The organism is Cobetia sp., from assembly GCF_983723665.1.
Genome location: NZ_CFDJES010000114.1, coordinates 1 through 2,021, shown reverse-complemented (window position 1 = coordinate 2,021; position 2,021 = coordinate 1). Strand labels below are relative to the sequence as shown.

The following is a 2,021-nucleotide window of genomic DNA, read 5'->3' as shown; positions in this document are numbered from 1 at the left end:
CTGGAAGCGGCCGCGTTCCGTCGTCTGCTCAAGCATCTGGATGACAACAAGGATGTCCAGAACATCGATCTGATGATCCTCGCCGACTTCTGCCGCAACTGCCTCTCCAAGTGGCTGATGGCCGCTGGCGAGGAGCGTGGCGTGAGCTTCGATTACGACGCGGCGCGCGAGCATGTCTACGGCATGCCCTATTCCGAGTGGAAGACACATCACCAAGCCAAGGCGACCCCTGAGCAGCTGGCAGCGCTCGAGGCACGTCAACAAGGCAAGAAGGACTGATCATGAGCGGCAATGACGAACAGATCGGCCTCACCATCGCAGTATTGACCGTCTCCGATACACGCACCGCAGAAAATGACCGCTCCGGGGACGCACTGGTCGACAACCTGACGGCGGCTGGCCATACGCTGCATGAAAAGCGTATCGTGCCCGATGACGTCTACCAGCTGCGCGCCGTGGTCAGCGAGTGGATCGCGGACCCGGCCGTGCAGGTCATCCTGACGACGGGCGGCACAGGCTTCACCGGACGTGATTCCACGCCGGAAGCCATTCGCGTGCTGCTCGACAAGGAAATCCAGGGCTTCGGCGAACTCTTCCGTCAGCTTTCCCACCAGGAAGTCGGTAGCTCGACGATCCAGAGCCGCTGTCTTGGGGGGTTGGCCAACCGTACCGTGGTGTTCTGCCTGCCCGGCTCCACCGGCGCCTGCAAGACGGCCTGGAACGGCATCCTGAAGGAGCAGCTCGACAGCCGCCACCGCCCCTGCAACTTCGCCAACCTGGTGATCCCGGAGCGCGGAACCCATGCCCACTGACGCCAGTAAAGACCCGCATTCTCGCCCGTCGCCTTCCGCGGCGGCAGAATGTGGCTGCGACGCCGTGCCTGTCGGCGCCAAGGGGCTGGCGCCCCTGGCCAGTGCACTCGCCGCGCTACGTGACAGCTGTCCGCTGATGCCAGCCGAGCGCGTGGCAGTCAGTGACGCAGCAGGACGTGTGCTCGCCGAGGACGTGCATGCCGAGCTTGACGTACCGCCTGCCGACAACTCCCAGATGGATGGCTATTGCGCCCGCGTGACAGACATCGGTGACGGTGCCTGGCTGCCGATCAGTCAGCGTATCGCGGCAGGTCAGCCTGCCACGCCACTGGCCGTGGCGAGTTGTGCGCGCCTGTTCACCGGGGCGGAAATCCCCGACGGCGCCGACGTGGTGGTCATGCAGGAAGAGGTGACACTGCGTGAAGGCGAAGATGGCACCACCCTGGCCTGGCTGCCCGGGCCTCGCACCCGCGGCGACAACATTCGCGTTCAAGGCCGGGATGTCAGCAAGGGCAATCGCTTGCTCGCGGCGGGCACGCGACTAGACGCTGCCGCGCTGGGCCTTCTGTATGGCCAGGGGGCAAGTCACGTGATGGTGCGCCGCAAAGTACGAGTGGCCTTGTTCGCGACCGGCGATGAACTGATCGAACCCGGCCAGCCGCTCAAGCCCGGCCAGATCTACAACTCCAACCGCGTGATGCTCAGCCAGATGCTCAGCGACTTCGGGGCTGAGGTGGTGCTGGCACCGCTCAATGTGGCCGATACCTTCGAGGCCACTCGTGACGCCCTCGCTTCGGCGGCGCAACAGGCTGACCTGATCGTCACCTGCGGTGGAGTCAGCGTCGGCGAGGAAGACCACGTCCGCCCCGCCATCGAGGCGCTCGGCAGTCTGGATCTGTGGCGCCTGGCCATCAAACCGGGCAAACCACTGGCGCTGGGGGGTATCAACAGCCCTCGGGGTGACGCGGTGCGTGTCGTGGGCCTGCCGGGCAATCCGGTCTCCAGCTGGGTCGGTGGCTGGTTGTTCCTTCGTCCGTTACTGGGCGAGATGACCGACTGCGCTGCATTGCGCGAGCTGAAACGTCTCACGGTACGCGCGGCCTTCTCAGCCCGCACTGCCATTCGTCAGGATCATCTGCGCGTCACCTTGGCGCCCGGCAGTGATGGACAGCTTGAGGCACATGCCTTCCCGGACCAGAACTCGGCGGT

The 2,021-nt window shown here is 65.0% G+C and carries 3 protein-coding genes; all 3 read left to right on the top strand.

Going from position 1 to position 2,021, the window contains the following annotated elements:
- Nucleotides 1–279 (top strand): DUF1244 domain-containing protein (locus AC4FAH_RS11225; RefSeq protein ID WP_490246045.1); only part of this gene is annotated, 279 nt, incomplete at its 5' end.
- A gap of 2 nt (nt 280–281) precedes the next feature.
- The gene (gene moaB / locus AC4FAH_RS11220; protein ID WP_043333541.1) at nt 282–812 is read left to right on the top strand and encodes a molybdenum cofactor biosynthesis protein B; all 531 of its coding nucleotides are present in this window, start codon (nt 282–284) and stop codon (nt 810–812) included.
- Nucleotides 802–2,021 (top strand): molybdopterin molybdotransferase MoeA (locus AC4FAH_RS11215; RefSeq protein ID WP_490246044.1); only part of this gene is annotated, 1,220 nt, incomplete at its 3' end. The genes moaB and AC4FAH_RS11215, both read left to right, overlap by 11 nt.

What these genes read in the sequence shown, in the direction of transcription:
- moaB (WP_043333541.1), top strand. Translation starts at nt 282, where the DNA reads ATGAGCGGCAATGACGAACAGATCGGCCTCACCATCGCAGTATTGACC.